The following is a 26,676-nucleotide window of genomic DNA, read 5'->3' on the forward strand; positions in this document are numbered from 1 at the left end:
GCGCATCGCCAGATAGCCCACCGTCAGATAATCGGCCAGACGAGCGCCTACAGGTAATTGTGCTTTGGTACGTGCCATTGCCATGTCTCCCCAGAAACAAAACATGGCGGTTATTCTGACAGAAAATTACCTATCTAAACAGTATTGATCCTAAGAGGAAACAGTTTATGAACAAGAAACATTTTATGTTGCAAGCCAGCCCGCTTGTTGGCGCTGTGTTGATGGCCCTGGCAGCCCCGGCCGCCATGGCTATGACCTCCCCCGCGGCTAACGTGCTGCCGGGGGCCTTTTATACAAACCAATCGACTGGTGTTGGTTACGCCAGCTCCGGCACTGATGCTGCTACGATCACTGTGCCTTCGGGTGCCACGGTCCTGCAGTTCGGTGGCTCTTCTGCCTCAGTTGCCACATCAGTAAGTGCGGCTTCCGGCATCACCACAGCAGCTGGCTTCAATATTGGATCCTCTGCCTCATTAACTGTTTCTAACGCATCAAGCGATGCTGCTGCCGTTTTAATCAATGACATTACCGGCAATCCCTCGCAAATATACGGTAGCCTTGCCGCTACCGGTGCGACAGGGGATGCGCCAACTCTCTTCGTCGCCAATGCCAACGGCGTGATAATTGGTTCAAGTGCGAACATTAATTTACCTCAAGGTGGTGGCATCATCGGTGAAGGGCAGAACCCAGCCAGTTTTACGAGTGCGGGTGACGTTTATTCCAGCACGGGGACTGGACCAGTAACCATCATGCCTGGCGCAAGCATTACCAATGGTGGTTACCTCCTTGTGGCCGGCAATGGCAACATCAATGTGGGTGCGCTAAGTGGGACGGCAACAGTGATCGCCGGATATGCTTTCTCTGCTGCTAGTAATACTTTAAGTACTACTTTACCTGGAGTAGCAGCGAATACCGCAGCCGTCATCGTCAATTCTGCCGCCACAGTGAACTTTAATGGTGGGTCGAGCGGAACAGCTGCTAAACCTGGAGCTACAGTCTATGCTGCGGGCAATGTAAACGTCCTTGGCGGGTCTTATGTCGACTTGTCTAATACCACCTTCAGTCTTGTTGGTGGCACCTTCACGAATAATGGCACGGCGACGGTTGCGTCAGGACTTTCCGCCGGTGGGGCCTTCGTGAACACGAGCCTGCTGTCTGCAGGTACGGTAAGCGCCGGCACCACCTTCACCAACAACGGCACCATCACCACTATTGGCAACGTCTCTGCTGCCGGGGCCTTTACCAATAACGGCACCATCACCGGCGCCGGCACTGTCAACGCTGGTAACATTGTCAATGCGGGTGCTTTCACTGCCAATGGCTTCAGCCTGACCGCCAGCACCGGTACCATTGTCAACAGCGGTACACTGAACGCATCTAGTGGGGCTGTGACCCTGCTGGCGAACAGTACCGCTGGCGGCGGCATCAGCAATACCGGAACCATCCAGAACATCGGCGGCACTGGTCTTTCCGCTGCTGCAAGTTCCGGCAGCTTCATTAACACTGGCACGCTGAACTTTTCTGCAGCTTCTGTTCCCTTGATCATCTCTGCCACCAACGGCAATGTCAATTTGGGCGGGACCGTAAACACGACTACGAACGCTTCTGCGCTATCCAGCACCAACCCCTTGGGGGCAGTCACAGTCAGCGCCGGTACCAGCACGGGATATATTAATCTTGGAACCCTGTTGTATGCTGGTTCCAGCTCCACGCTCGACGCTGCAACGGTCCACGTGGCTTCTAATGGAGGATTCGTCGACAACGTTTCTGGGGACACCCTTACCGTAGACATCGGCAGCGGCACCAACGGCGGTTATGGTTATAACCTGGGCATGGCTGGCGGTTCGGTTCTGGCAGCTCCTAGTGTAACTGTGGCTGGTAACACCACGGGAAGCAACGTATTCCTGGGTGGCGTGTTGGGCAATAGCAGCACTGGCACGATCGCTATCACCGCCAACAACATCGACGGTAACGGAACAGGCACCAATTACGGCTTTGCGGTATCTAATGGTGGCGCACTAAACATTACTGCAGGTGGTGATGTGGCTAATACCTACCAGGGATTTACACCTCTGTTTAACTACCTGCGTAGCATTCCGGTCAATACCGGCAGTAGCAGTGGGATAGTGACGATCAACACCGACGTGACCAACAGCGGTACGGCACAGTATGTTAATTTGGCCGTGAATGGTTCGCCCACGGTGACTTCCTCGAACGTCGCTCCTATCAGCTCAAGTGCACCGATTGGCGTTTCGAACGCTACGGTACCATTTGGTCAGGTCGCACTGCAGGCAACCGGGAGCATCACCAACGATGGTTTCTACTTCCCTGGTCGGATTGTTGAGGCGAATATCCAGAGCGTAGGTAGCAGCACCTTCAGCCTCAACAATGCCAACACGATTGGCGTCAGCGCCGATAAGTCGTTGATCAATGTGGTGCCCGGCGTGGTGAGCAGTGCGGGCATGATCTTTCTGACCGATAATGCGATCAAATTAGGCAACACCAGCAGCTACCTGTTGACCAACACCAATAGCTGGTACAACTTCCCGGCAAGTTCAAACCTGGCCACGTACTATGGTGTGAGTAATCCGGGCTTCTATGCGGCCACATATGCCAATGGGACGCTGAGCTCGGCTTTGGTGTCAACGACAAATACACCGAACAATCAGTTTTATGGTTTGACCGTAATGCCGTAAATCGGTAGTGGTAAACTGAATTTAGGGGGCCTTGCGCCCCCTTTTTTTAGGATTATTATTGCTTACCGTATAGGCCAGTGGAAAAAGTACGCACGGATATTCAATTTCGTATATTACAAAATTCACGAGGCAACAATAATGCTCAACCATAAAAGAGGTTGAAATGCTGTTTCACAATTTGCTACTCACAACCACCGGTGAAGGTGGACTGCATCTTCTTCACGAAAATCAGTGTTATCAATTAGATTCTTTAGGCTCAACAGGCATATCAGAACAGGATGGTCTTTTATTAAGAGCGGTTCAACCCGGAACACTTATCATTTACGGACACAATCATCTACAAAAACATTCAAATTCATGGGATGATATCCACGACGTACTCTTCGAAAACGGACAAATCTGGTTAATATCCAGCACACATAATCATATATTGGAATTGAACCAAGAAGGTGTGGAAAAAAAGCGATGGAAATTTTCCAGCATCGAAGATTCATGGCATCTCAACTGCCTTGCCCGATGGCAGGGTCGCATGGTTTTTTCGGCCTTCGGAGAATTCCATGCCTACCGTGGCTATAAAGAAGGCACAGAACGCACTGGGTTTGTGCAAGACCTTGAAACAGGCAGAAAACTTGTGACCGGTCTGTCACAACCACACAGCCTAGCCCTATTAAACGATGATCTCCTGCTGGCAAACTCGCAGACAGGAAGCATTCGACAGTACGATGCAAAAGGTATCTTGATAAGAGAAAAGCAGCTCAATGGGTATACGCGCGGCATCGCCATCACAGAACAATTTATCTATGTAGGGCTCAGTGCCTCCCGCAATGTCGACACGTTTAATGCCGACTGCGCAGAGATAGTAGCAATAGACCGCAATACCTTGGCTGAATGTGGAAGGTTGAAAGTTCCCAACAGAGAAATATATGGGATATTACCTATACACGATCAGCTGCATATGCGAATCATCATGGCACAGATCGCCAAGGATTCAGTACATCACCTGCAAACGATACTGAAGGATTACGCGGCAATCAAATCAGATCATGATGAAAAGGTGGCAAGATTGCAGCGCGAGGCGGATGAACAGAAAGAAACAACGATAAAGCTGAATGAGTTAATCCACCATCAGGAGCAGAAAGCTGCTGAACTAGAGGAAAGAAATGTCGCAAACGAGAAAGCCCTCGACCTGAAGCAACAAAACATTGCGATGTTACAACACGAGCTTCTCGATATACTCGCCTCTCGCAGTTGGGTATACACCAGACCTCTGCGACGGATCTTAAACAGGATCCGTGCTCTCACAAAGCGTCCCAGGAATGGATGAACATGACAGGTAATACAGTGATGAATCAGAACGACACGGCCGGACACGTCTATTATCGTCCACGTATAGATGCCAGCACCGACGATAGTCTGGGGAAAATTGCACGGCGGATCACCGAAGGTAGCACTGTCCTCGATATCGGATGCGGCGTCGGCGCGCTGGGCCAATACTTGACCTCGTGTAAACAATGCCGCTGTGATGGAGTGGAGAGCAACCAGGAAGCTGCTGCGCAAGCACGTCCATTTTATGCTCGCCTGATCGAGGCAGACATCGAAAAGGATGATTTTGCAGCTAAGGTGGGCCAAAATCGTTACGACTGGATTGTATTGGCGGATGTCCTGGAACATTTACATGAACCAGCCAAGACGCTGACGTCATGCAAAGCCCTGTTGAATGAGCAGGGGAAAATTCTGATTTCTTTGCCTAACATTGGTTACGTGGGCGTCTTGCTGGAACTGCTTGATGGCGAATTCCATTATCGTTCGGACGGACTGTTGGATACCACGCATCTGCGGTTCTTCACCCGAAAAGCATTTCTGCGTTTGCTTGCAGAGACGGGTTGGGCAGGAGAGGTCGTCGATCACGTCTATCAGCACATTGATGATACTGAATTCCGAGATGTGCAGAGAGGCGCGCTCGGTGATCAGGTGAAGACCGCCCTCCAAAGCGATAGTGATTCCATGACCTACCAATTTATCATAGAAGCGGTACCTGCTGAGAAAAGACACTTACTCAGCTCTGCCGCCCCATTGGATGAGATAGAGGTCTCTGGTCCCTGGTTTTATCCAGTACTTTACTGGCGCAATGACCAACAAAATTTCGACGAGAATCGCAGCGCCAAAATACCACTACTCGTGGGTTTGGAAAGACAGGTTGCCCGATTCACCTTTCCCACCGGCATCCATGCCTTGCGTCTTGATCCTGCAGAGCGCCCGGGATTTATACATCTATATAGCCTGAAACTTTATCACAACAATGAAGTGGTCTGGATTTGGGATGGAAGTGTAAGATCCATACTATTGGCGGAACACGATGGTATGGTTCTTTCACAGAACCGTGCTGAAGACGGTTCTGTGGTGTTTCTGCTTACCAACGATGATCCGCGGTTTGAAATACCCATTGATGCAGAAACACTTAACCTGTGCGATGCTCTAGAGGTCGAACTATCATGGCCGAAATCATTTGACTACCACATATTGCAGGACGAAATAAACAAACTCGAAGCAGAATTAAACCTTCGACTGCAGCAAGTAGACACACTCAGAAGTCAGGCTGTGAACTGGGAACGTCAGATGGCTGAAAATGATCTTCAATGGAAGATTTGCGTCAACAATTTAGAACATACTATTTCTGATAATGAAATACTTTGGGAGAATCAAAAAACAAACTTACAGAACGCATTAAGTGAAAAGGATCAACAGTTAGCTTCTGTACATGCACACCTCACTGGTTTACTCAGCTCTAGAAGCTGGAAAGTCACGAAGCCTTTGAGAGGATTCGCCTGGGTTATTCGCAAGATCAGATTATTTCTGCGCTCATCAAAGGCCATTATTCAGTATAAAAGATGGCCAAATCCAGATGAGATTTCCTTATCTTTTAACCATAAGGTGGGTACTCTGGGCGAAACCTCAGTAGGTACCAACGAAAGCGCCATTGGCGCCACCGAAGAAGAATGTCAGATACCGCGCATAGCATTCTCCGACACCAGCGATGCCTATGTGGATTATCATGAAAATCCAGCAGTCCAGTCTGTGGTGAAAATCATCGCCTTCTATCTCCCACAATTTCATCCATTCCCTGAAAACGATGCCTGGTGGGGAAAAGGATTTACTGAATGGACTAATGTAAATCGGGCGGTCCCATTTTTTGAAAATCATGATCAGCCACGTCGGCCCATTCATCTAGGCTATTACGATCTAAGGATTCCTTCCATTATGGAAGAACAAGCCAGGCTTGCCCAACAATATGGCATTTATGGTTTTAGTTACTATTTCTACTGGTTTGGTGGGAGGCGCCTCATGGAAGGTCCACTGGAAATGATGCTGACCAATAAAGAGGTGTCTATACCCTTCTGCCTCACATGGGCTAATGAAAACTGGACACGCCGATGGGACGGCTTGGAAAGTGAACTGTTAATCGCGCAAGAACATAGTGATCAAGATTCATTAGAGCTGATACGATACTTAATGAAGTATTTTAAAGATGAGCGTTATATCCGGATTGAAGATAAACCGGTTCTTATTGTTTACCGTGCTGATATTATACCTAATATCAAAAAAATAAGCCGTATTTGGCGCGAAGAAATGCTGCGCCAAGGATATCATGGTTTATATCTAGTTGCTGCTCAAACATTTGGCATCGGTGATGCTACAGCATATGGATTTGATGCTGCTGTTGAATTTCCACCCCATGCGGTGAATAGTAGCGATATTCGTCATGAAGTACTGAATATTGATGAATCGTTTATTGGTAATATTTATAGTTATGAGCAAGTCGTAAAGAATGCTGTGCAACGTAAAGAACCACACTACAAATTATTCCGTACAGCCATGCTCAGATGGGACAATTCTGCGCGCAGAGGAATACGTGGTCATATTTTTCATTCCTTTTCAACTCTCTTATACAAACAGTGGGTTTCCGCTCTGGTAAGTAAGGTGTACCTAAACCAAAAATACTCAAACGATGAAAAACTGGTTTTCGTGAATGCGTGGAATGAATGGGCAGAAGGTTCATATTTAGAACCGGATGCGCGTTATGGTTTTGCACATCTGCAGACCACCTACGATGTTATGAAATCATATGATCGTCTTGAACCCCCTAAACCCTTAACCAGAACCTATGATCATGCAATTATCATTCATATTCATTATGCTGAGGTCTGGGACGATATTAAGCAACGCCTGGATGATATTCTTTCAACCTGTAACTTGGATATCATCGTAACAACTTCTTTACGCGACATTAAAGAGCAGGTTCAGAAAGACCTTCCCTCTGCGCAAGTCCTATTGGTGGACAACCGTGGAAGAGACGTTTTGCCTTTCATAATTGTACTGCGTGAAATCATCTCACTTGGATATTTAAGTGCCTTAAAGATTCATACCAAGCGCAGTTTATACCGGGACGATGGTGACAAAATCCGGACCGAGCTTCTGGATAATCTTATCGGCAGTGCTAACCAGGTTCGCAACGCTATGTCGTGCTTCTCGAACGCAGCCAATTTAGGCCTGCTTATTCCTGATCGCTACCTTGTGCAGCATAATGATCACAACATGACCTTTGATAAAGAAATAGTAGGCAAGCTCTGCGACATATTAGACATGCAATTCTCATTCGGTGAATTTCCTGCAGGATCAATGTTCTGGTTTCGCCCAGCCGCGTTATCCCCATTGTTGAAACTGGATGACAGCGATTTCCCACCGGAGGAAGGCCTTGCTGATGGCACAATTGCCCATGCCGTTGAACGGATGTTTTGCTTGATAGCCATACAAAAAGGGTTTGCTGTCCAAAGGCAGACGAAAGGTTGAGCAGGAAACTCTGATTGTTATTCCTGGACTGGGTTGGTTTGCCGTGCTTTTTGCTACTGCCGCGCAGTCAGGAGAGTGTCCATGACGCCGTCGACCCGCCTCCAACATCAATTGCGTAATTTGGGTGTGTGCCCCCTGACAGCAAACCCCTGAATGATGTTACCATAGAATAAAAAAGGAGAAGACATGGAACCGACAGACTCAAACCCCAACGCCGCACAACTGGTTCAAAAAGGCCTCGCCCTGCATCAGCAGGGACGGGTTCTGGATGCCGAGCCCTTTTACCGGCAGGCCCTTGCCCTGGAGCCTGAGCAATCCGATGCCCTGCATCTGCTGGGCGTGGTACTGAGCCAGAAGGGCAATCAGGGGGAAGCCGAAACTCTGCTGCGGCGCGCCTTGCTGGTGCAACCGCACCACACCGCCTATCACAACAGCCTGGGGCGGATTTTACTGTTACAGGGACGTATGGAGGAGGGTATCGCGGCCCTGGAGGAGGCTCTGCGGCTTGCGCCCCAGAACCCGGAGGCACATTTCAATGTGGGCGAGGCACTATTGGCCCAGAATCATCCCGGCCAGGCCGAGCCCCGCTACCGCCGCGCCCTGGAACTCAAGCCTACGCATGCCAGCGCCGCCTTTGGCCTGGGCCGTGCCCTCTGGGCCCAGGGCGATCAGCCGGGAGCGCTCACCTGGTTGCAATTGGCGTCCCTGCTGGAGCCCGGCAATGCGGTGATGCTGAATCAGTTGGGCGTGGCCTATATGGTGCTGGGACATCGAGAGGACGCGCAAAAGGTCTTTGACAGTCTCCTGCAAATTCTTCCTGAAAATCCAGAGGCCCTGGCCAACCTGGCAGTGCTGGTCAACGGCGCCGGTCAGCGTGAAGCGGCCGTTTCTTACTATGAACGGGCTCTGGCGCAACGGCCGGATCTACCCTCAGCACTCGACGGCTATATTGAGGTGCGCCGCCAACTCTGCGCCTGGGAGGGCTTGGACGATTTACAGGCGCGCATCGTAGCGGCTGTGCGCAGCCGCTTGGCCGCCGGTCAGCCCGCCGGTATCCGCGCTTTTACGGTCCTGTACCTGCCCTTCACCCCGGAGGAACAACTGCAGGTAGCGCGGGATGAATCGCGGGCACTGGCCCAGGGTGTGGGCGGTCCCTTGTGGGGAGAGACTGCACGGCGAGCTGGACGTTTGCGCATCGGCTATCTCACCTCCGATGCCCGTAACCATCCCATCGGGCATCTTCTGGCGGAGATTTTCCGGCTCCATGATCGGGAGCGTTTTGAAGTTTTTGTCTATAGTACCGGCGTGGATGACGGCAGCTCCGTCCGCCAGAGGATCCTGCTTGGTGCGGAACATTTCCGCGAGGCACGCGGGATGACCAGTGCAGCCCTAGCCGAGCTGATCGCTGCCGACGGAGTGCAAATTCTGGTGGACCTTATGGGACATACGGCGGATACGCGCATGAGCGTGCTGGCACGCCGTCCCGCGCCACTGCAGATGCATTATCTGGGCTTTCCGGGCAGCACCGGAGCGGAGTTTGTGGATTATCTCATCACCGACAGCTACATCACCCCGCCGGAGCGTCCTGACCTCCTGACCGAAGCACCTATCTATCTGCCTGTTTATCAGCTCAACGGTCACCGTTATCTGCCCGCAGAGACGAACTACCGGCGGGCGGATTTCGGTATTACCGAGGACACCTTCGTTTATTACTGTTTCAATAACAATTACAAGATCGCGCCGGAAATCTATGACGTGTGGATGCGTATTCTCAAACGCGTGCCACAGGCGCGGCTGGCTCTCCTGGCTACCTCGGAGACGGCCCTGAAGAACCTGCAGAAAGAGGCTGAACAACGGGGCGTGGACCCGCAGCGTTTGATGTTCGCCGGGTATATGGAGCAGGCGCAGAACATCGCCCGACAAAAGCTGATGGATCTCTTTCTGGATACTCCCCTCTATAACGCCGGGGCGACGGCCACGGATGCACTTTGGGCGGGTGTCCCCCTGCTCACGGTAGAGGGCCAAACTTATATCTCCCGGGTGGCCGGCAGCCTGTTGCGCACTGTGGGGCTGCCCGAACTGATTATGCCGGATCTGCAGGCGTATGAAGAAATGGCTGTGGCCATGGCCCAGGATCGGGAGCGTCTGCATGCCCTGCGGAGCCGCCTGGAGGCGGCACGGGAAACGGCCCTGTTGTTCGATGCGGAAGCGCTCTTGCGTAAGCTGGAAGGAGCCTTTGAGCAGGTTTGGGGGCGTTTTGAACAGGATGAGAAACCTTCCCCCCTATGGGTAGACTGAGACTAAAGCCGGGCCGGATCACTCCGGCCATGATGATGACAGACCGCTTTCCGGCGGATTACCGGGGGAAAAGAGCTAACGGAGCGCCGTCAAATGCCTTGGCTTTCCAATAGGTTGGTCTGCAGCCATTTAATTATTTCTGATCATTTACCCGTTCAGTGGGGTTTTTCGAACTCGCCTCTACCACCCGCCCATGATCCAGGCGTATGAACTGGTCGCAAAATTTGTTGACCTGCTCCGGGCTGTGGGAAACGAGAATGAGGGTCATGCCTTGTAAACGGAGTTCTACAATTTTATTCAAACACTTGTCTTGAAAAGACTGATCTCCGACTGCCAGTATTTCGTCTGCCAACAGGATGTCTGGTTGCAGGTTCACGGCAATCGCAAATCCCAAACGCATCTGCATGCCAGAGGAGTAGTTTTTTAGTGGGGTATCAATAAAATGTTCCAACTCGGAAAACTCCACAATATCTCTGACCCGCTTGCGGACATCTTTGTTCAGAAACCCATAGAGACTGGCATTCAGAAAAATATTTTCAGAGCCCGTCAATTCAGGATTGAAGCCTACCCCCAACTGAATCAATGGGGCAACCCGCCCATTGGTGATGATGCGTCCGTTGCTGGGTTGCAATATCCCCGCGATAATCTGCAGGAGCGTGCTCTTTCCGGAACCGTTGTGCCCCAGTAAGCCTAAGGCTTCTCCTTGTTCTACCTTGAAGCTGACATCATCCAGTGCTAAAAAATGCTCCCGTTTTTCGCGTTTATTTTTGTGAAAGAGCCCAAGAAACCGGGTTTTCAATCCCAACGCCCGATTATGACGCAGGATGAATTCTTTACTGACATGATCAACAACAATAGCTGGTGGCATCAGAGGTCTTCTACCAAGTGCCGGGCTTTACGTCGGAACAGCACCATACCTACAGTCACTGTGGCGACGGTCCATGCACAGGCAATAAGAACGTGATTCAGGGCGGGGAGGGTGCCTGAATAGAGCAGAGCGTGGAACAGGTCCATGAACTGAGTCAGCGGATTCAGGGAAATGATTTCCCGGGTTGTGGGTTTCAATACATGAATGTCATAGCCAATGGGGGTAAACCAGAAGCCAAACATCAGGGCAATATCCACCATATGTTTCAGATCGCGGAGTTCTACCTGCAATACTGAAAAAGTCAGCACAATGCCCCAAATAAAGGCAATATACAGACCCAGCGCGAAGGGATACAAAAGCAAACCCCAGTGATAAACACCGCCCAGAAAGGGGTAAAGCACCACCAGGATGAGGATGGCGATGACCCACAGGGCCAAGGTAAACAGCAGGCTGGAGGTAGGCACCAAAATGCGTGGAAAGTAGATTTTCTGGATGAGGCCGGAAGCACTGGTCAGGCTTTCGCAACTCTGACTGACCGCCTGGGAAAATAAATTGTAGTGCAGGACGCCGATGACCAGATACAAAATATAATTGGGCAGATTACTGCGAAAAATGTGGGTAAATACGAAGTCGTATAGCAGAATCAATGCCAGCGGATTGCCCAAAGACCAGAAGAAACCGAGTACGGCTCCCTGATAGCGGACTTTCAGATCCTTGATGACCAGATTACGCACCAGGTCGCGGTATTGCCAGTAGGGTCGCAGGGTGGCGGTAATCGGGTTGGACACGCTTTGCCTATCTCGGGGTTGCATTTGCTTGGGGCGAAACCTTAGCGTTTATGGTCGGGTAGGTCAATCGAATCACTATTGCTGTCTCCAGGATCAGACAATTAGGCTTTGAGCATCCAGCGCAAAGTCTGTTTCATGGGGGTAGGGGAGAGCTGGCCGAGATATTGTTCCAGTCTGGCCGCAGAGCCCAGCAGGCGGGGGACTTCATTGGCGCGGACAAATGCCGGGTTCACCCGGATGTCCAGAGAGTGACCACTGAGTTGTTCGGTCAGGGCCATAATCTCGCGGAGAGAGTGGGTTTGCCCGGAGCAGACATTGAAGGTTTGTCCGGCTACGTCTTCGGCATCCAGCAGGAGTTTTACATAGCGGTCCACCACATCGCGCACATCGGAAAAATCCCGACTGACATCGAGATTACCCAGTTCAATGAAAGGCGCGCGGCGTTTGAAGTGATTGACGATTTTAGGGATGAGGAACTTGTTGTCCTGCCCAACGCCGGTGTAGTTGAAAGGCCGAGTGATGACAATGGGCAGCTTATCCAACCAGGTATGGGCCATGTGCTCCATGGCCAGTTTACTGCAGGCGTAATGATTGACCGGAGCGGGATAGATGCTTTCGTCGATGACTTCCACAGCGGGGGTGCCATACACATTGGCGGAACTGGCCAGCAGGATACGGTGCGGCGGTGTTTTGAGGGTGTCCAAGGCTTCCAGCAGATGGAGGGTGCCGAAAAGATTGACGGCATAAAAAGCCTGGGCGTCGCCATGACCGACAAAGGCCAGCCCGGCGAGATGGACGACATGGGTGGGCTGTACCTGAGTAACCGCAGCCTGTACGGAAACGGCATCGGTCAGATCTGCGCTGATTTCCTCTGCGTTTTGTGCTTCGCCCTGCACCAGTCCTATGACCTGTGCGCCACGGGCACGCAGCGCCTTGGCCAGATACTGCCCGGTAAAACCACGCAGGCCAGTGACCAATATGGTCTGGCCTGAAGGCATGGGCTCGGGCTGGGTTTCAGGATGCGTCAAATTTGCCTCCGCAGGTTGTTCAGCCGTTCCTCTGCAAGTCGGCTTCGACCATCATGGCACACAGCTGTTCCAGCGTCGTCGGGGTTTCCCAACCGAGTTCGGTCTTGGCCTTGGCGGGGTTACCGATCAGGAGTTCCACTTCAGCGGGACGGTAGAACTTGGGATTGACGGAGACAATCACTTTGCCGTTGGCAGCATCCCTGCCGCATTCAGCTTCGCCCTGTCCTTGCCATTCCATGGTGATGCCTGCAGCTTTGGCGGCCATAGTCACAAAATCCCGGACGGATTCAGTACGACCCGTAGCCAGTACAAAGGTATCCGGGGTATCGGCCTGCAACATGCGCCACATGCCTTCCACATAATCCTTGGCATAGCCCCAGTCACGTTTGGCATCGAGATTGCCCAACTGAATTTGATCGAGTTTGCCAAGTTTGATTTTGGCCATGCCATCGGTGATTTTACGGGTGACAAACTCCAGACCGCGCAGAGGACTCTCGTGGTTGAACAGAATGCCGCTGCTGCCGAAGATGCCGTAGCTTTCACGGTAGTTGATGGTCATCCAGTGCGCATAGAGTTTAGCCACCCCGTAAGGGCTGCGGGGATAGAAGTTGGTGGATTCGTCCTGGGGAATGGCCTGGACCTTGCCGAACATTTCGGAGGTACTAGCTTGATAAAAGCGGATTTTGGGATTGACGATGCGAATAGCTTCGAGCAGGTTCAAGGCGCCTAAACCGGTAATCTGGCCGGTGGTGTAAGGCTGATCGAAGCTGACACCAACGAAGCTTTGGGCGGCGAGATTGTAGACCTCCGTCGCCCCACTGCTTTCAATCAGGCGAATGGCGGAACCCAGATCGGTCAGGTCAAACTCGACCAGATGGAGATTGGGATGATCGGCGACGCTGAGTTCTTCCAGACGCCAGAAGCTCACGGAACTGGTGCGGCGGTAGGTGCCGTAGACGGTGTAGCCCTTCTCTAGCAGGAGTTGGGTAAGATAGGCTCCGTCTTGGCCGGTGATGCCGGTGATGATGGAAATGCTCATGGAAGCCTCTTAATAATATTTCTTCGAAGGAAAAGACCTAACAATATGTTTTAACATAATATGCTATTGGACACACGCTCACATGCTGTAATGCTTTTCCGCGAATTAGAACTTTCAGATCCTTGATGACCAGATTGCGCACCAGGTCGCGGTATTGCCAGTAGGGACGCAGGGTGGCGGTAATCGGGTTGGGCACGTGCTTATCTCGGGGCAGCTCTTTGTTGGAGCGAAACCTTAGCGTTTATGGTCGGGTAGGTCAATTCACTCAGTTCTCGATAACCAGTCCTGCTCCGGCATAGAGATCGAAATCAGCCGTGTTGTTGGTCACCTAATTCGTTTCCGCCCACGCCTGCTCAATGGCATCAAACACCGGTTCAGGCACGGTTGCGGAAAATTGTTTTCTACGATTTTTCGAGACCGTGCCTGAATTTTGCAAACAGGAACGGATTAATAGTGATAAATCGCTGTTACGCACATCATAAACGGCGTCTACCTTGCGATAGATGGCATCATATCGAACCAGGGTGTTGACCTCAGCTTGTAAATCTTTCCGCAGTGCTTCTTTTGTCATCTGCAGGCTAAAGCGCACCGCATCCGTGGCATCCCAATACCGATACGGTGTCCCGCTGCCGTTCAGCTTAAAATCAAACTGCTCCTGATCGATCCAGCGGACATCCCAGAGATTCCGGGCCGGGGTCGAAAAACTCTGTAACGCACGGAGATATTCCGATTCGTGCCGTTTCATGGCGACGGACACCGGCAGCAACATCTTTCCTGCAGTGGGGGTCTCCATCTGCCCGGATTGCGCCAGTGTCCGGTGAAACAGGAATCTGGACAGGCGACTATTGCCATCCATAAAAGGATGAGCATACACAAAGGCAAAGGATACAATGCCAGCTGCTACCAGTGGGTCCACATTCTTGTGCAGGGTATCCGCCATATTCGCAATATGTGGCATGATATCTTCCAAAAATTCAGGGGGCGGTGGCAGATAAGCAATACCTGACGCACCACGCAACCCGTTGTGCAACCAGTTTTGGGTACCACGATAACAGGCAGCACGGTCTAATGGATTGGTGATGACCGCGTTTTGCAGGTGCGACAGATACGCTTCGTTGCAGACCTCCGGATCAAAACTGCTCGCCCGATATCCTCAGCGGTAATGTGTGGCATAATTCCTGACAATACCTGCAAGTTGGTCCCCTCGTGCTTGAGGGCGAACAATACATGATCCAGCGGGTTATTCGTGCTGGGGGCGACGCCAGCACGCCGATGCTTTGATTACTTTCAACATGGCGCACTTCGCGGTGGCTGCGCCACGCTTCAATCTTCCCCTATGGCTACCCAAACAACTTTTGATGGAGGTTCGCCAATGAACAAGGCCGCCTATGCTCTTAAACTGCCACAGTCCCTCAAGACAGCTGCCCAACGTCTTGCACGGGAGGATGGGGTATCACTCAATCAATGGATCACGGTTGCTCTCGCTGAAAAGGTTGGCGCAGTAGAAACTGCTGCCGACTTCTTTAAACGGCGCGGCAGCAATGCAAGCCCTGCTGACTTTCAGGAGATTCTGGACAAGGTAAGGAGTGACCCGCCAACCAAAGACGACGAGCTGCCTGAATGGTGATGGATTCCACCCTTAGCTTGACGCACCACCTGGATTAGAATGATGCAACAGATTTTTTAAAGGATTACTGTCTGGTCTACAATATGCGCCGCTTTACGAATGATGGCTTGTCAGCCAATCACGCTTTTATCTTGAACTACTTTAGGGATTTATTGTTGCTATGCTTTACCCACAATTCGGAGATAAGTGCGGTATAATTGCAGCGTTTAATCAAGTTAAGCGCAATACATTTGCTAACTTGTTGTTTAATTTGGCGTCCCCAGGGGGGTTCGAACCCCCGTTACCGCCGTGAAAGGGCGGTGTCCTAGGCCGCTAGACGATGGGGACCTGGACAGCGGGAAGAATCGTACACAGAAGCGCGCTTCAGGGCAAGTGTATTTTCAGATTTCTCTGTATCGCGTTGGTTGCAGCAAACAATAAACCTGGTTTTGCGCAGGGTTAACAATGGATATACACTCCCATCATCTAAATGATACAACTGGTGATGTATGCAAATTAGGGTTGCCAAATGGGGTAATAGTCTGGCTATCAGGATCCCGGTAAAAATGACTCGTGTTATGGCTTTGCGGGAAGGGGCTCTGATTGAGTTGTCCGTGTCTTCAAATGGAATTATCACATTATCACCGGTCAGCGGCGATGAGCGGAAAATGGGCGTCAAGGAGCATTTTGGGCGTGTGAATGCGCGCTTGCTCAATCAGCCGGTGTCCACACCCAGCACCGAGTTACTGCGTGAAGACGCACGTTACTGATGTCAGTTTACGTGGATACCAGTGTGTTGGTGGCGGCACACTGTTCAGAAAAATATACCGGATTGGCACAGGGGTTTGCGGTTTTTGCCGTGGAGTGACCAGTCACTCCATAGCCCCGCAGGGGGGTCTTCGGTTAGACTGGGCCGAGTTTACTTTTAGCCACCTGTAGGAAGAAGGATCTTATGGAAGAAGCAGAAGCAGTATTCATGATTGAACGGGTATATGTGAAGGACAGTTCTTTCGAGTCGCCCAACGCCCCTTTGAGTTTTGTCCAGACCGAAGCACCCACCGTGGATGTGGGGCTGAATACGGCCAGCAACCAGGTAGAAGGCATGGATGGCCTGACGGAAGTGATCCTGACGGTGACGGTCAAGGCCAAAGCGGGTGAGAGCACCTACTTTGCGGTGGAAGTGCAGCAGGCGGGGCTGTTCCGGATTCAGAATATTCCGGAAGAACATTTGCCTGCGCTGATAGCGGTGCATTGTCCGACCATTCTGTTCCCTTATGCCCGTGAAGTGGTGGCGGACATGGTGGGACGCGGCGGTTTCCAACCCCTGCATCTGCATCCCGTCAATTTTGAGGCGCTTTATCAGCAGGCGCAGCAAGAACAAGTGGGTCACACGACGCAATAAGCCATGCGCTGGGCCGTTCTTGGAGCCGGGCACTGGGGAACCGCGTTGGCGGTGCATTTGTGCCGCCAGGGCCACACGGCGCGGCTCTGGGGACGCCACCCGAAAACCTTACCGGGTTTTATGGATTCCACTTGTTTATCCCCGGTTTTTCCCGATATCGGCTTTCCGTCCGGTCTTGGCATAGGCTCTGATCTGGCGGCGACGCTGGATGGCGCTGAAGGCGTGCTGCTGGCGGTTCCCAGCCATGCCTTGCGGACGGTTCTGGCGACTGTTCCCCGGGCTTTATTACCCCCATATCTACTGCTGGTGCTGGCTTCCAAAGGACTGGAGTTGCCGGGCGCCTTGCGTTTGGATCAGGTGCTGGATGAAAGCTGTCCGACCTTGCCTAAAGTGGTACTTTCCGGACCGAGTTTTGCCCATGATCTGATTCTGGGTAAGCCCCTGGCCATGACCGCCGCTGCTGCGAATATGGATGATGCGCGGCGGGTTGTGGAGGTGTTTGCCAGTGACCAGATGCGCGTGTATTCCAGTGATGATGTGGCGGGCGTCTGTCTGGGGGGGGCGATCAAAAATGTGCTGGCTATTGCGGCAGGCATTTCCGATGGGCTGGGCAATGGCGATAGTGCCCGCGCTGCGCTCATTACCCGTGGCATTGCCGAATTGCACCGTTTGGGGACGGCATTGGGAGGGCGCACGGAAACCTTTATGGGATTGACGGGGGCGGGGGATCTGATTTTGACGGCCTGCAGTGATTTGTCCCGCAATCGCCGGGTGGGTATAGGCCTGGGGCGGGGTTTGTCGTTGGAGACTGTATTGCGTGATCTGGGCCAGGAGGCGGAAGGGGTGCGCAGTGCCCAGGCTTTGTTTTTGCTGGCCCAGCGGCTGGGGGTAGATATGCCCATTACCGAACAGGTCTATCGGGTGCTCTACGCCGGCGCGGATCCGCGCGAGGCCAGTGAACAGCTGATGCGCCGCGCTGCACGCGCCGAGCATCCTGCTGATCTGGAGTCCATAACCGCTTCCCCGGTTAAGGGGAGTTGCTAGGTCCATGGCGATTTTGCGTTTGCCGGGTGGCGGGTCAGACAGCCGCAAGCGCATCCCTTTTGCGCCCTTCAGGACCATCGGTTTTTTGCTGGTGCAGTTTGTGGTGCTGGCTTTGCTGCTGCTCGGTGTACTGCTGGTCCACACCAACCAGGATTTGCATACGCTGGATGCTTATACCGCCTACATGGCGAGCCTGGCGCAGACTTCCCAGGAAACCTTGCGTACCTGGCAAAGTCGTGGGTCTGCTGCGGCGTTGCCAGTGCTTCAGGATGATCTGTCCCGGATTGCGGCGGCGCATCCGGAGCAGGTTAAAACCAATGGGCACTGGAGGCGTTTGCAGGCGTTGATGGCCAAACAGGACCCGGCCCTTTTGCCTCAGGCTTTATTGCAGCTTTCCGATGTCAGCATGGAAGAGCATCTGCGTGGTCGCCGGCTGGTATTGGCGGCGGGGCATGATGCCCGTTATACCCTGATTGGCACGGCCGTGGCACTGTTTGCGTTCATGATTTTTGTGCTGGTGACACTGGCGTTTTTCCGTCTGCGCATTCTCGGTCCATTGCGGCGCTTGCAGGGAGCCATGCGTTCCTTGGAAATCGGGGCTTTTCGGCGGGTGACGGAAGCCCATGCGGATCCTGGCATCAGTCCGTTGCTGCAGTATTACAATCACATGATTGGGCGTTTGGAAGAGCTGGAAAAAACCCGGCGCCAGTATTTGCAGGATTTGCAGCGGGAAGTGAATGAAGCAGCCCATACTCTGGTGGCGCAACAGGCGGCGGTGGCCCGCTCGGAGCGCCTGGCGGCGGTGGGCGAGGCCGCTGCGGCCTTTGCCCATGAATTGCGTAATCCGCTGGCGGGATTGCAGGTGGGTTGCGCGAATATTCGTCGGGAAATCCGTGATCCGGAGCTGGCTGAAAGGCTCGGGTTGATGGAAGAGGAGCTGCGTCGGGTCAGTCGCTTGCTGGACCAGCAATTGCGGGGCGCACGTCAGGTGCATGAGAAGGGCCGCCGGGTTGCGCCCCGCGAAACCGTGGAAACCCTGCTGAATTTGTTGCGTTATCAGATGCCTGCCCAGGTGGTACTGAAACTTTTGCCGGGAGATTGCCGTGATTGTCTGCTACCTCTGGATCAGTTTCGTCAGGCCTTGCTCAATCTCATTTTGAACAGTATGCAGGCGCTGGCCAGCGAGGGGGGAACCATCAGCGTCGCTATTGCCCAGATGGACAAACAATTGCAGGTTACGGTGTCTGATAATGGTCCGGGTTTTCCCGATACCTTGTTGCGCGAGGGCATTCGTCCCTTTGCCAGCAGCAAGGAACAGGGTACAGGGCTGGGTTTATCCATGGTGCGACGTTTTGTGCGCAGTCTGGGGGGAGAGGTGCAATTGCGAAATCGGGATCCGCATGGGGCAGAAGTAAGCTTGTTGTTACCTTGTCCTGACATTGCTGGTAAGGAGTAACCCAACATGGCTGATGCTTTGCTGGTAATTGAGGACGAGATTTTTCTGGGGCGGGAAATGTGCCGCTTTTTTGAAAAGGAAGGCTGGGAAGTGCATTGGGCGGAGCGCTTTGCCGACGCCGAAGAGCTCTTGTTGAGGCAGGATCTCAGCCCCTTGGTGACTCTGGCGGACCTCAACCTTCCGGATGGTAATAGTCTGGATTTATTGGAAAAGGTGCGAGCCAAAGGCGGTGCCGGGGAGTGGATTTTCCTGACGGCCTTCGGGAGCGTGCCTGATTCGGTGCGGGCTTTGCGCCTGGGTGCCTACGATTTTCTGGAAAAGCCCTGTGAAATGGAGCGTCTGGAGATGGTGGTGCGCTCGGCTGGCCGGGGTGCCCGCGCCCAGCGTCGGGTGGCGGAAGACACCTCCAACCAGCATCGCCGCTATCGCCCTGAAACCTATCTGGGGGAAAGTCCGGCTGCTGCTGACGTGCGCAGCATGCTCGAGCGCCTCAGTCAGGTTCCTTACAGTGCCCTGGTGATTTCCGGAGAAACGGGCACGGGTAAAGGACTGGCTGCGCGTATTCTGCATTATAGTGGTGCGCAGGCGGGCGGTCCCATGGTGGAAATCAACTGTGCGGCTTTGCCCCGGGAATTGCTGGAATCCGAGTTGTTTGGATATGAGCCGGGAGCATTTACCGGGGCCGCCGTGCGCCATCGGGGGCTGGTGGAGCAGGCCAGCGGCGGCACCCTGTTTCTGGATGAAATTTCGGAAATGGAGCTTGAGCTTCAAGCCAAGTTGTTGAAAGTGATTGAAGATCACAGTGTGCGTCGGTTGGGCGGAGATCGCCCCATTGCTGTGGATGTGCGTTTTATTGCCGCCAGCAATCGGGATCTGGACACGCAGGTAGCTCAGGGCGCTTTTCGTGCCGATTTGTTCCATCGTCTGAGTGTATTTCGTCTGGCTTTGCCTTCCTTGCGCGAGCGCAAGATGGATCTCCATGAACTCGTACCGCATTTTGTGGCGGAATTCAATGCTCAGGCCGGCAAGCGCGTGCATTATATCAGCCCGGCCGTATGGACCGCGCTGGAGTCTTACGACTGGCCTGGAAATGTCCGGGAACTGCGTAATGTGATTGAACGCGCGGTGCTGTTTTCCGAAACCGAAGAGCTGCCCCGGGAATGGCTGCAGTTGCCCGGAAATGTGAATGGTGCCTGTCCGGCACCGTCCGGCTGTCCAGTGGATGGCCAGCACATCATTCTACCCATGGATGGCAGCATGGATCTGGAGGCCATGGAACGGCAGATTCTCCAGCAGGTACTGAATCTGACCGAGGGTAATGTCACCAAGGCCGCGCGGGTGTTGGGGATTACCCGCGAGACGCTGCGCTATCGGGTCCGCAAACACGGTTTGGGAGATGACGGGGAGTCTGGATAGAAATAGTCTATACTTGCGCAATTGTTGCGGGATAGTTACATTGCCGCGATGCGACGGGTCAGCACTGGCGCCCGGACTAATAAAACAAGGAGATTGGATGTCACCAGTCAGGACCGCCGCATGACTGCGGCGCTAGATCAGGCTTTAGCCTGGCAGCAACAAAGCCTGCAACTTGTATCCCGCACTTTTGCGCTGACCATTCCGCAATTGCCTGAGGCTTTGCGTGCAGCGGTCGGAAATGGTTATTTGCTGTGCCGTATTGCCGATACCATTGAAGATGATCCGGTTATGCCCTGGGAAGAAAAAGCCCACTGGCAGCAGGTGTTTTTGCAGGTGGTCGAGGGGCAAGTGGAACCGGCGGTTTTTCGCCGAGGGATTTGCCGCGCAACTGTCAGCCGATATGCCCGAGGCAGAACATGATCTGGTTCGCCATACCGCCGATGTCGTGCAGATCACCCACAGTTTCAGTGCTACCCAGCAAGTGGCTCTGGCGCGTTGTGTGCGCATCATGGGGGCGGGCATGGCTGAGTTTCAGCAGCACGCATCCCTGAAAGGCCTGGTGGACATGCCCGCCATGGATCATTACTGCTATGTGGTGGCGGGCGTGGTTGGCGAAATGCTGACCAGCCTTTTTGTGGAGTACGAACCGCGTTTGCGTGCTCAGGAAACAGAAATGCAACGTCTGGCGGTGTCTTTTGGTCAGGGCCTGCAAATGACCAATATTCTCAAGGATATCTGGGATGATTGGGCACGCGGGGTCAGTTGGATGCCGTCCAGCGTGTTTGCCCGATATGGTTGTGATATTGCCGCCGTCCAGCCCGGCAGTCACGATCCGGGCTTTCAGGCAGCCCTGCAAGACCTGCTGGATATTGCCGCCGGACATCTGGAAAACGCGCTGCAATATACCCTGATGATTCCTGCGGATCAGACCGGCATGCGTGATTTTTGCCTCTGGGCCCTGGCGATGGCCGTGCTGACTTTACGGCGTATTGCCGGGAATCCGGCTTTTGCATCGGGTGCTGAGGTGAAAATCAGTCGTAATAGTGTGCAGTGGGTAGTCATGTTATCCAGGCTCATGCATCGTTCGGATGGGTTGTTGCTGGCCAGTTTCCGGGCTGGCATTAAACCCCTGCGCAAAACGGCACGGGTAGCGACCGCATGAACCGTGTCCTGCAGCCGTTACCGCTGGTGGGCGGATATTTGCGTCGCTCGCTGGAGCAGACCCTCGACCGGGCGCTGGAGCGCGCCCAGTCGGTACTCCTGGAGAAACAGGCCCCTGATGGGCACTGGTGTTTTGAATTTGAGGCGGACTGCACCATTCCGGCCGAATTTATTCTGATGCAACATTATATGGATGAGCGTGATGCGGCGCTGGAGTCCAAAATGGCGGTGTATTTGCGCAGCAAGCAGGCGGATCACGGCGGTTGGCCGCTGTATTATGGCGGTCATTTTGATTTGAGTGCTTCCGTGAAGGCCTATTACGCGCTGAAGCTGGCGGGAGATGCGCCGGATCTGCCCCACATGCGTCGCGCCCGGGAAGCCATTCTCGCCCATGGCGGCGCCGAACATGCCAATGTATTCACCCGGATCACTTTGGCCCTGTTTGCCCAGGTGCCCTGGCGTGCCGTGCCTTCCATCCCGGTGGAAGTGATGCTTTTGCCGCGCTGGTTTCCTTTTCAGATTTACAAGGTGGCGTCCTGGTCACGAACCGTCATGGTGCCTCTTTTTATTTTATGCAGCCTCAAGGCCCAGGCCAAAAATCCCTTGCAGGTTCATATTCGCGAATTATTTCGTCACCCCCCGGAACAAATTCAGGACTACTTTGCAGCATCGCGACAGGGACTGGTGGCGCGCAGCTTTCTGGCTCTGGATCGGTTTTGGGGCTTCATTGAAAACTGGATTCCTGCGGCCATTCGTCGCATTGCGGTGCGCCGCGCCGAACAGTGGTTTACGGCCCGGATTAATGGCGAAGATGGTCTGAATGGCATTTTCCCGGCCATGGTCAATGCCCATGAAGCCCTGGCTTTGTTGGGCTATGCGCCGGAGCATCCCTACCGTCAGGCCACGGGTGCGGCGCTGCGCAAGCTGGTGGTGGAGCGCGCTGAGGATGCCTACTGTCAGCCCTGTATGTCACCGGTCTGGGACACCTGTCTGGCGCTTCATGCGTTGCTGGAAGCTGACGCTGTTGATGGATCCGGTGGATCAGACAGAATTACCGGCGAACAGGAAAAAGCCATTGCCTGGCTCAAGGAGCGGCAGATTTGCAGTGATCCTGGAGATTGGCAGGTGCAGCGCCCGCAGCTGGCAGGTGGTGGCTGGGCTTTTCAGTATGCGAATCCCTACTACCCCGATCTGGATGATACGGCGGCAGTGGCCTGGGCCCTGGCGCGTGCCGGGCGTCCTGAAGATCGGGAAAGTATCGAAAAAGCGGCAAACTGGCTGGCGGGAATGCAATCCCGCAATGGTGGGTTTGCTGCCTATGATGTGGATAATACCCACTATTATCTCAATGAAATCCCGTTTGCTGATCATAAGGCCTTGCTGGATCCGCCTACAGCAGATGTGACGGGCAGGGTAGTGGCCTTTCTTGGCTACCTGGGCAGGCCCCGTGATCGCGATGTGCTGCGCCGGGCTGTTGCCTATTTGTTGCGTGAGCAGGAGTCTTCCGGGGCCTGGTTTGGACGTTGGGGGACCAACTATATTTATGGAACCTGGTCGGTACTGATGGCTTTGGGGGAATTGCAGGATCCTTCCTTGCAACCGGCTATGGACCGGGCCGCTGACTGGTTGCGGGCCATGCAGCAGGAAGATGGCGGTTGGGGGGAAAATAACGATTCCTACGCAGAGCCCGGCCTGGCGGGAGCTGGTCAGGCTTCTACGGCGGCCCAGACTGCTTGGGCCTGCCTGGGTTTGATGGCGGCGGGAGATCGCGGCTCCATCGCCCTGCGCCGGGGTATTCAATGGTTGCAGACGCATCAGGATGGCGGGGGTGGCTGGCATGATCCTTTCTTTAATGCGCCCGGCTTCCCCAAGGTGTTTTACCTCATTTATCACGGTTACAGTTTTTATTTCCCGCTTTGGGCGCTGGCCCGTTTCCGGAACCTGGGATGCAGCCGCAGCGGATAGGTGTCGTGGTGGCGCTGGCTGCCGAGGCGCGCATCCTTTTTTCCGGGAAGTTGCGCTACCAGACAGTGATGGACATTCAGCCACAGCTTTGCATGGTGGTTTCGGGAATGGGGCCGGTACGGGCGGATCAGGCGGCGGAGCAGTTGCTGCAAGCGGGCGTAGACGGGCTCTTGTCCTGGGGGACTGCCGGCGGCTTGAATCCTGTCTGTCGGGCGGGTGATTTACTGGTTCCCGAGCAGATATTCTGGGCGGGACGTGGTTGGCCTGCTGACTCGGACTGGCGGAGTGCACTGTTGTCACAACTTTCCGGCCAAGTGCTGGCGGGGGGGCTTTGCTCAGTCAGTGAAGCCTGTGCATCAGTGGCGGCCAAGGCCCAACTCCGGGCAGATTATCCGGAAGCCCAGGCGGTGGATATGGAAAGCGGGGCTGTGGCGCAACGGGCAGCGCAAGCCGGCATCCCATTTCTGGCAATTCGCAGCGTGGTGGATCCTGCCCATCAGTCTCTTCCCGCAACAGCCACTCACAGTGTTGATTGTTATGGTCGTCCCCAGGCTTTGCCCCTGTTGCGGGGATTGTTGCGCCATCCGGGCGATTTGGCGCCGCTCATGGGTTTGGGCCGGCAGATGCAGGCCGCCGTAAACACCCTGCGTCTGGTTCAGCCGCGCCTGCTTCAGTCGAATTTGCGGGAAACCAACAGCGTATGAAAGCCTTATTGACGGGTGCCTCGGGTTTTGTCGGCGGAGCGGTGCTACGCCGCCTGCTCGCTGAAGGACTGGAAGTGCGGGTCTTGCATCGCAGCGGTGCGGATTCCAGCAACTGGGAAGGTCTGGATGTGGAGCCGGTACTGGGAGACCTGGCTGATGTTCAGGCCCTGGATAAGGTCGTGGCGGGTTGTCAGCTGGTTTTTCATGTAGCGGCGGATTATCGTCTCTGGGTGCCTGATCCACAGGCTATGTACGCGGCCAACGTCAGCGGCTCGGAGCGTTTGGCCCGGGCGGCTTTGGACGCCGGGGTGGAGCGCATGGTTTATACCAGCAGCGTTGCCGTGCTGGGTCATTATACCGATGGCCGGGTGGCGGATGAGGCGGCTCCTTCCCGTCTTGCCGATATGATCGGGCATTATAAACGCTCCAAATTTATGGCTGAGGAAGCTCTGCAACAGCTTTGTCAGAATGAGTCTGCACCCATTGTAATTGTGAACCCCTCCACACCTGTCGGGCCTGCAGACCGCAAGCCGACGCCGACCGGGCGGCTGGTGCGGGATGCCGCTGCCGGGAAAATGCCCGCCTATGTGGATACCGGACTGAATGTGGTGCATGTGGATGATGTCGCCATGGGCCACTGGCAGGCCTATTTGCTCGGAGAGCCGGGACAACGCTACATTCTTGGCGGAGATAATTTGTCCTTGCAGGCTATTTTGACCCGCATTGCCGGACTTACCGGAAAGCGTTCACCCCTATTCCGTATTCCTCGCAAAATGTTATTCCCCCTGGCTTGGGCCGCAGAAAATTTGGTCCGTGCGCGTGGCCGGGGCACTCCTTTGGTGACCATGGATGAGTTGCGGATGGCCGCTCACAAAATGTATTTTTCCTCACAGAAAGCTGAAGAAATGCTGCATTATGTCCATCGTCCCGCCGAAGAGGCCCTGCGCGATGCGGTAAGGTGGTTTGCGGAAAATCATTATCTTTAGGCTGATTCAATAACTCACCGTTCAGGATATGACTGCTTATGGGTTTTGAGGAAGGGCTGTTGGGCCTGGCGTTTCTGCTGGCTTTGGCGGCTTTGGGTTATCAATTGCTGGCCATGTGGGTGCTGCGTGTCTGGCAACCGGTCCTGACGAATACGGAGGCCACTTTTTTACCCCATACCATTCAAGATTTGCCCGCTCTCAGTCTGCTTAAGCCCCTGCATGGAGATGATGGCAACCTCTATGCCTGCCTGCGTAGTTTTTGTCTGCAGGATTATCCCCGTTACGAAATGGTCTGCGGCGTGCAGGACGCCGCTGATCCGGCAGTTGCCGTGGTCCAGCGCTTGCAACAGGAATTTCCTGCTCTGCCCCTGCGCTGGATACTGAGCGACAAGCTATTGGGTTGTAACCCCAAGGTGAATAATCTTGCGGGTATTTTGGCGGCCTGCAATCACGATTTGCTGCTGATCAGTGATGCCGACATCGTGGTGGGACCACAGTATTTGCATCATCTGCTAACGCCGCTAGTAGATGCTCAGACCGGTGTGCTGACCTGTTTATATCGCGGGCTTCCTGATCATCATTTCAGCTCCAGATTGCTTGCCAGCCAAATCAACAGCCTTTTTCTGCCTTCTGTACGGGTCTCTGCGCACCTGGGTCCCAATATATTTTGTGGAGGGGCAACCATGGCGTTGCAGCGCTCTACGCTGGAGGCGATAGGCGGGCTGGAAAGCCTGGCTGATCAACTGGCGGACGATTACTGGCTGGGAGCCCGTGCCCGCCAGCTCGGAAAAGCCACCATACTGTCGGATTATGTGGTGGATACGCAGGTCCATGAGGCCAGTTTTCGGACATTTTACCAACATGCCCTGCGCTGGTCGCGGACCACACGCAGTGTTCAGCCTCTGGGCCACTTTTTTTCTTTTTTCAGTTATCCACTACCGCTGGTTACGGTTTTGACGCCCTGGATGTTTTGGGGGGCCGGTTATTGGGGGATCATACCGCTGGGTATGGTTCTCTTGTTGCGCCTCGTGTACCATAGGCAAATTATGCACAAACTCGGTGCAACAGATTCTTTGGGTACGGCCCTGCTGGCAGATTTTTTGGGGCTGTGGATTTGGTTTCATGCCCTCTTTGCACGGCGCGTTGCCTGGAGAGGGTCACAATATGCGGTCACCGCCGACGGGCGGCTGAACGGCCACGATGGAGTAACATAATGACGATGAAAACCCTTTTCCTGCAGGCTCCTTCCTTTGAAGGTTTTGACGGCGGTGCTGGTTCCCGTTACCAGGCCAAGCGGGAAATTCGTTCTTTCTGGTTTCCCACCTGGCTGGCCCAGCCCGCTGCGATGATCCCCGGCAGTCGTCTGCTGGA

General features: G+C 53.9%; 21 protein-coding genes and 1 tRNA gene. 16 read left to right on the plus strand and 6 right to left on the minus strand.

Annotated elements, in window-relative coordinates; genetic code table 11:
* Positions 1-167: 167 nt before the first annotated feature.
* From BLW97_RS03605 to BLW97_RS03620, 4 genes are all read left to right on the plus strand, one after another.
* The gene (locus tag BLW97_RS03605) at positions 168-2,696 is read left to right on the plus strand and encodes a beta strand repeat-containing protein (protein ID WP_075322348.1); all 2,529 of its coding nucleotides are present in this window, start codon (positions 168-170) and stop codon (positions 2,694-2,696) included.
* Positions 2,697-2,859: 163 nt separating this feature from the next.
* Positions 2,860-4,020, plus strand: coding sequence for a DUF4915 domain-containing protein (locus BLW97_RS03610; RefSeq protein WP_075322349.1), 1,161 nt, complete (start codon positions 2,860-2,862; stop codon positions 4,018-4,020).
* Between the two features lie 2 nt (positions 4,021-4,022).
* The gene (locus BLW97_RS03615) at positions 4,023-7,544 is read left to right on the plus strand and encodes a glycoside hydrolase family 99-like domain-containing protein (RefSeq protein ID WP_075322350.1); all 3,522 of its coding nucleotides are present in this window, start codon (positions 4,023-4,025) and stop codon (positions 7,542-7,544) included.
* A gap of 186 nt (positions 7,545-7,730) precedes the next feature.
* Positions 7,731-9,842: an O-linked N-acetylglucosamine transferase, SPINDLY family protein gene (locus tag BLW97_RS03620; RefSeq protein ID WP_075322351.1), complete on the plus strand. Its 2,112-nt coding sequence runs from the start codon at positions 7,731-7,733 to the stop codon at positions 9,840-9,842.
* Positions 9,843-9,975: 133 nt separating this feature from the next.
* Here BLW97_RS03620 and BLW97_RS03625 read toward each other — a convergent pair whose 3' ends face one another.
* The 5 genes from BLW97_RS03625 to BLW97_RS03645 all read right to left on the minus strand — a co-directional run bounded on the left by BLW97_RS03625 (position 9,976) and on the right by BLW97_RS03645 (position 14,595).
* Complete coding sequence (locus BLW97_RS03625) at positions 9,976-10,710, minus strand: ABC transporter ATP-binding protein (RefSeq protein WP_075322352.1); 735 nt, start codon at positions 10,708-10,710, stop codon at positions 9,976-9,978.
* Positions 10,710-11,522 carry an ABC transporter permease gene (locus BLW97_RS03630; RefSeq protein ID WP_077218193.1) on the minus strand — a complete coding sequence of 271 codons (813 nt, stop codon included), beginning with the start codon at positions 11,520-11,522 and terminating at the stop codon, positions 10,710-10,712. Before BLW97_RS03630 ends, BLW97_RS03625 begins: the two co-directional genes overlap by 1 nt.
* 77 nt (positions 11,523-11,599) lie before the next feature.
* A complete protein-coding gene (locus tag BLW97_RS03635; RefSeq protein ID WP_077218196.1) occupies positions 11,600-12,526 on the minus strand; it encodes a GDP-mannose 4,6-dehydratase in 927 nt (308 codons plus the stop codon).
* A gap of 19 nt (positions 12,527-12,545) precedes the next feature.
* Positions 12,546-13,565, minus strand: coding sequence for a GDP-mannose 4,6-dehydratase (gene gmd / locus BLW97_RS03640; RefSeq protein WP_075322354.1), 1,020 nt, complete (start codon positions 13,563-13,565; stop codon positions 12,546-12,548).
* A gap of 328 nt (positions 13,566-13,893) precedes the next feature.
* Positions 13,894-14,595, minus strand: a complete 702-nt coding sequence (locus BLW97_RS03645; RefSeq protein ID WP_075322355.1) for a Fic family protein — start codon at positions 14,593-14,595, stop codon at positions 13,894-13,896.
* Between the two features lie 342 nt (positions 14,596-14,937).
* On the opposite strand from BLW97_RS03645, the gene BLW97_RS03650 reads away from it, so the two are divergent.
* Positions 14,938-15,192: a toxin-antitoxin system HicB family antitoxin gene (locus tag BLW97_RS03650; protein WP_024894136.1), complete on the plus strand. Its 255-nt coding sequence runs from the start codon at positions 14,938-14,940 to the stop codon at positions 15,190-15,192.
* Positions 15,193-15,443: 251 nt separating this feature from the next.
* Here BLW97_RS03650 and BLW97_RS03655 read toward each other — a convergent pair.
* A tRNA-Glu gene (locus BLW97_RS03655) sits at positions 15,444-15,519 on the minus strand.
* Between the two features lie 161 nt (positions 15,520-15,680).
* On the opposite strand from BLW97_RS03655, the gene BLW97_RS03660 reads away from it, so the two are divergent.
* From BLW97_RS03660 to hpnI, 11 genes are all read left to right on the plus strand, one after another.
* Entirely contained in the window at positions 15,681-15,941 is a 261-nt protein-coding gene (locus BLW97_RS03660; RefSeq protein WP_075322356.1) for an AbrB/MazE/SpoVT family DNA-binding domain-containing protein, read from the plus strand.
* A gap of 182 nt (positions 15,942-16,123) precedes the next feature.
* Entirely contained in the window at positions 16,124-16,573 is a 450-nt protein-coding gene (gene secB, locus BLW97_RS03665) for a protein-export chaperone SecB (RefSeq protein ID WP_010636876.1), read from the plus strand.
* 3 nt (positions 16,574-16,576) lie between these two features.
* Complete coding sequence (locus BLW97_RS03670; RefSeq protein WP_075322357.1) at positions 16,577-17,617, plus strand: NAD(P)H-dependent glycerol-3-phosphate dehydrogenase; 1,041 nt, start codon at positions 16,577-16,579, stop codon at positions 17,615-17,617.
* 4 nt (positions 17,618-17,621) lie between these two features.
* Complete coding sequence (locus tag BLW97_RS03675) at positions 17,622-19,073, plus strand: sensor histidine kinase (protein WP_075322358.1); 1,452 nt, start codon at positions 17,622-17,624, stop codon at positions 19,071-19,073.
* A gap of 6 nt (positions 19,074-19,079) precedes the next feature.
* The gene (locus tag BLW97_RS03680) at positions 19,080-20,489 is read left to right on the plus strand and encodes a sigma-54-dependent transcriptional regulator (protein WP_075322359.1); all 1,410 of its coding nucleotides are present in this window, start codon (positions 19,080-19,082) and stop codon (positions 20,487-20,489) included.
* 120 nt (positions 20,490-20,609) lie between these two features.
* Positions 20,610-20,909: a squalene/phytoene synthase family protein gene (locus tag BLW97_RS20190; protein WP_278278470.1), complete on the plus strand. Its 300-nt coding sequence runs from the start codon at positions 20,610-20,612 to the stop codon at positions 20,907-20,909.
* Complete coding sequence (locus BLW97_RS03685) at positions 20,890-21,651, plus strand: squalene/phytoene synthase family protein (protein WP_278278471.1); 762 nt, start codon at positions 20,890-20,892, stop codon at positions 21,649-21,651. Before BLW97_RS20190 ends, BLW97_RS03685 begins: the two co-directional genes overlap by 20 nt.
* Positions 21,648-23,615, plus strand: a complete 1,968-nt coding sequence (gene shc / locus BLW97_RS03690) for a squalene--hopene cyclase (protein WP_075322360.1) — start codon at positions 21,648-21,650, stop codon at positions 23,613-23,615. Before BLW97_RS03685 ends, shc begins: the two co-directional genes overlap by 4 nt.
* On the plus strand, positions 23,597-24,319 hold the full coding sequence (locus BLW97_RS03695) for a phosphorylase family protein (protein WP_031569178.1): 723 nt from the start codon (positions 23,597-23,599) through the stop codon (positions 24,317-24,319). Before shc ends, BLW97_RS03695 begins: the two co-directional genes overlap by 19 nt.
* A complete protein-coding gene (gene hpnA / locus BLW97_RS03700) occupies positions 24,316-25,305 on the plus strand; it encodes a hopanoid-associated sugar epimerase (protein ID WP_075322361.1) in 990 nt (329 codons plus the stop codon). Before BLW97_RS03695 ends, hpnA begins: the two co-directional genes overlap by 4 nt.
* 38 nt (positions 25,306-25,343) lie before the next feature.
* Entirely contained in the window at positions 25,344-26,519 is a 1,176-nt protein-coding gene (hpnI, locus tag BLW97_RS03705; RefSeq protein WP_075322362.1) for a bacteriohopanetetrol glucosamine biosynthesis glycosyltransferase HpnI, read from the plus strand.
* Positions 26,520-26,676: the final 157 nt, after the last annotated feature.

This window comes from Acidithiobacillus albertensis (assembly GCF_001931655.1).
Lineage (GTDB): Bacteria > Pseudomonadota > Gammaproteobacteria > Acidithiobacillales > Acidithiobacillaceae > Acidithiobacillus > Acidithiobacillus thiooxidans.

Coding starts and splice junctions, on each gene's coding strand:
- BLW97_RS03630 (WP_077218193.1), bottom strand. CDS start 11,522: ATGCAACCCCGAGATAGGCAAAGCGTGTCCAACCCGATTACCGCCACC.
- BLW97_RS03680 (WP_075322359.1), top strand. CDS start 19,080: ATGGCTGATGCTTTGCTGGTAATTGAGGACGAGATTTTTCTGGGGCGG.
- shc (WP_075322360.1), top strand. CDS start 21,648: ATGAACCGTGTCCTGCAGCCGTTACCGCTGGTGGGCGGATATTTGCGT.
- gmd (WP_075322354.1), bottom strand. CDS start 13,565: ATGAGCATTTCCATCATCACCGGCATCACCGGCCAAGACGGAGCCTAT.
- BLW97_RS03660 (WP_075322356.1), top strand. CDS start 15,681: ATGCAAATTAGGGTTGCCAAATGGGGTAATAGTCTGGCTATCAGGATC.
- BLW97_RS03615 (WP_075322350.1), top strand. CDS start 4,023: ATGACAGGTAATACAGTGATGAATCAGAACGACACGGCCGGACACGTC.
- BLW97_RS03610 (WP_075322349.1), top strand. CDS start 2,860: ATGCTGTTTCACAATTTGCTACTCACAACCACCGGTGAAGGTGGACTG.
- hpnA (WP_075322361.1), top strand. CDS start 24,316: ATGAAAGCCTTATTGACGGGTGCCTCGGGTTTTGTCGGCGGAGCGGTG.
- BLW97_RS03675 (WP_075322358.1), top strand. CDS start 17,622: ATGGCGATTTTGCGTTTGCCGGGTGGCGGGTCAGACAGCCGCAAGCGC.
- BLW97_RS03620 (WP_075322351.1), top strand. CDS start 7,731: ATGGAACCGACAGACTCAAACCCCAACGCCGCACAACTGGTTCAAAAA.
- hpnI (WP_075322362.1), top strand. CDS start 25,344: ATGGGTTTTGAGGAAGGGCTGTTGGGCCTGGCGTTTCTGCTGGCTTTG.
- BLW97_RS03695 (WP_031569178.1), top strand. CDS start 23,597: ATGCAGCCGCAGCGGATAGGTGTCGTGGTGGCGCTGGCTGCCGAGGCG.
- BLW97_RS03605 (WP_075322348.1), top strand. CDS start 168: ATGAACAAGAAACATTTTATGTTGCAAGCCAGCCCGCTTGTTGGCGCT.
- BLW97_RS03670 (WP_075322357.1), top strand. CDS start 16,577: ATGCGCTGGGCCGTTCTTGGAGCCGGGCACTGGGGAACCGCGTTGGCG.
- BLW97_RS20190 (WP_278278470.1), top strand. CDS start 20,610: ATGACTGCGGCGCTAGATCAGGCTTTAGCCTGGCAGCAACAAAGCCTG.
- BLW97_RS03650 (WP_024894136.1), top strand. CDS start 14,938: ATGAACAAGGCCGCCTATGCTCTTAAACTGCCACAGTCCCTCAAGACA.
- BLW97_RS03625 (WP_075322352.1), bottom strand. CDS start 10,710: ATGCCACCAGCTATTGTTGTTGATCATGTCAGTAAAGAATTCATCCTG.
- BLW97_RS03685 (WP_278278471.1), top strand. CDS start 20,890: ATGCCCGAGGCAGAACATGATCTGGTTCGCCATACCGCCGATGTCGTG.
- secB (WP_010636876.1), top strand. CDS start 16,124: ATGGAAGAAGCAGAAGCAGTATTCATGATTGAACGGGTATATGTGAAG.